Source organism: Acidisoma silvae, assembly GCF_020618775.1.
In the GTDB taxonomy this organism is placed as follows: Bacteria; Pseudomonadota; Alphaproteobacteria; order Acetobacterales; family Acetobacteraceae; genus Acidisoma; species Acidisoma silvae.
Window position 1 is genome coordinate 1 of record NZ_JAESVB010000056.1, and the last position, 2,468, is coordinate 2,468.

The window sequence follows — 2,468 nt, forward strand, 5'->3', positions numbered from 1 at the left end:
GTATGTTAGCGGGTGGATTCCATTCTGAAGTGCGAAATTTGTGGCTTATCAGTCACTTCGCACTTGGGAGGCCTGCCCCGATGGGAACCGTTTATAGCCACCTCACGCTGGATGACCGCCGGATCGTATTTCGGCTCAGAGAAGCCAAGCTCGGGATCTCGGCTATCGCGTCGCGACTAGGTTTCCACCCATCGACGATCTATCGAGAATTGCGGCGCAACTGGCACACGGACGTCGAGACGCCCAAAATCAGTGGCTATTATCCGACCGTCGCTCAGGATGTGGCTGCCGGGCGCCGGCATCGCCTGGGCAAACTACAACGGGACGACAGGCTGACAGCTAGCATCGTCGCGCGTTTGCGTGATGCTTGGTCACCAGAGCAGATCGCGGGGCGACTGCGCCAGGAAGACAGCCCTTTGGGTAGAGTCTGTCACGAGACGATTTATCAATACGTCTACGGGCCTGCGGGGCGCGCCGATGCCTTGTATCGCCTTCTGCCCACCCATCGTCGTCGTCGCCGGATCCGCTATGCGAGAAAGCCAAGGCAATTGAATATTCCTGAGGAAAACACGATCAAACACCGCCCTGCCGAGATCGCCGCGCGTCTTAATTTCGGCCACTGGGAATGCGACTTGGTCGGCTTTCGGCTTGAATTCGGCAAGCACAAATTAACCACCCTGGTCGAGCGCGCCAGTCGCTATCTGGTCCTGGCCAGCAATCCCAGCCGGCACTCAGCGGGTGTCATGAATGGTATTGCCCATGGTCTTGCCCCCTTCCCGCCTGCCTTGCGGCAGTCCGTGACATTCGATCGCGGGAGCGAGTTCGCATCTTACATGACGCTCGGTCAGCAGATGGGCATGAAAAGCTATTTCTGCGCGCCGCAAGCGCCCTGGCAGAAGGGCACGGTGGAGAACACCAACGGGCGGCTCCGGCGGTTCCTGCCCTTGGATACCGACCTGGCCAGGAGAACAGCGGAAGATCTCGCGGCCCTTGCCCACCGCATGAACACGACACCCCGCAAATGCCTCGATTTTAAGACACCGGCCGAAGTCTTTGAGGCATTCGTGACAAATGCGTCCTGAGCACCCTAGATACGAGGCCATTGTCGCACTTCGGCTGGAACTCACAATTATATTTGACAAAAGTGCAAACGAATTAAATGACCGTTGCGAGGAGCTCCCTTTCCGGGGATCTATCTCGCTCATCCGCACCGTGGCCATTGCTGCCGTTGAAAGTATTTACCGCAATGTCCGCCTAGCGCCCAACTTTCACGACACGCTTGGGGCGACGGACGGCGGCAGCCGGATTGGTGGGCACCACCTGGCCGGCCACCAGCCAATCATAGAGCATACGGATCGCTGCCAGCTGCTGCTTTACGTCTGGCGCCGAATGCGTCTGCTGCCGTGCTTCGATATAGCTTGCCACGTCATAGGGGCGGATAGTTGCGAGGAGCCGGCCGCGTTCGTCGCACCAGACGAAGAACTGCTCGCAAGCTCGGAGATAGGCGCGGCGGGTGTTGGGGTTGCGGACATTGGCTATGAAGAAGTCAATGAAGCGCCAGGCAGCATGGTCGCCGACCGCGGCGATCGCCGCCGGCACGAGATGCGCAGCGCCAACCCGTTCCAAGCTCTGATTTGCAGCCGTCAGAGAGAGAGCCGTCGTCATGGCAGCCTCCGGTGCATGATCAGAAAATCCCGGACAGTGAGGATCTTGGCGCCCTCAAAGATCTTGAGAGCCAGGAGATCGCGCTTGTCGCCCGTGATCAGGAAATCGGCACCGCCGGCACGTGCCATCGCGAGAAGGTAATTGTCATAGGGATCAGGAGACGCTGTGACGATCGGTAGTGCCGTCAGTAGCACTGCGAGATCACGAATTTCGTTGATGAGGCGACCGGCAACAGCAGGGGATAGGCGCTCGCGGATTTTCGGATAGCGCGTCACCCGCATCAATTCATCAAGCTGGTCAGCCGAGGTCAGGAGATCGAACCGACCTTCACGCCACAGAACGATCAGATGGGCCGGCAGCGACGTGCCTGCCAGCAAAGCGCTGATCAGAATATTCGTATCGACGACGAGGCGCACGCTTTACCCAGCCTTATTAGCGTGGGCCTGACGGGTGCTGCTGACCGCTTCCTCCAGCAGGCTTTCCAAATCCTCAGGCGCGAGGTCAGAAAACTTGCTCTGCGCTTCGGCCATGGTTTGGTCGAGCACGCGCCATTTCACGGCGTCCTCAATGAATTTCGAGAGGTCGCCTTTCTTCATGCCGCGTTGCGCCAGGAAGCTGCGGACGGCGATATCGGTCTCTTTGGAGACCGAGACGGTCCAACGGGTCGTGTCACTGGGCATAAGACCTCCTCATCAGCACTTATACGCCTAAGCGTATAGCATGATAGGCGCTTATCCGCCATCACCTTCAGCAGCATATCCCGCATGATAAAGGACGTTATCATGCGGGATATGGACGGTAGG

4 protein-coding genes are annotated in these 2,468 nt (G+C 58.5%); 1 reads left to right on the forward strand and 3 read right to left on the reverse strand.

Going from position 1 to position 2,468, the window contains the following annotated elements; all coding sequences use genetic code 11:
* Positions 1 to 1,082: IS30 family transposase (locus tag ASILVAE211_RS25680; protein WP_227324196.1), on the forward strand; the 1,082-nt coding region annotated here is incomplete at its 5' end.
* A 172-nt stretch (positions 1,083 to 1,254) separates the two neighbouring features.
* On the opposite strand, the gene ASILVAE211_RS25685 is transcribed toward ASILVAE211_RS25680, so the two are convergent.
* Genes ASILVAE211_RS25685 through ASILVAE211_RS25695 form a run of 3 tightly spaced genes read right to left on the reverse strand, consistent with a single transcriptional unit; the run spans position 1,255 to position 2,345 of the window.
* Complete coding sequence (locus ASILVAE211_RS25685; RefSeq protein WP_227324197.1) at positions 1,255 to 1,665, reverse strand: site-specific integrase; 411 nt, start codon at positions 1,663 to 1,665, stop codon at positions 1,255 to 1,257.
* Positions 1,662 to 2,081 (reverse strand): putative toxin-antitoxin system toxin component, PIN family, encoded by a 420-nt coding sequence (locus ASILVAE211_RS25690; RefSeq protein WP_227324198.1) that lies wholly within the window; start codon positions 2,079 to 2,081, stop codon positions 1,662 to 1,664. The genes ASILVAE211_RS25685 and ASILVAE211_RS25690 overlap by 4 nt, the downstream gene beginning before the upstream one ends.
* A 3-nt stretch (positions 2,082 to 2,084) precedes the next feature.
* Complete coding sequence (locus tag ASILVAE211_RS25695) at positions 2,085 to 2,345, reverse strand: ribbon-helix-helix domain-containing protein (RefSeq protein WP_227324199.1); 261 nt, start codon at positions 2,343 to 2,345, stop codon at positions 2,085 to 2,087.
* Positions 2,346 to 2,468: the final 123 nt, after the last annotated feature.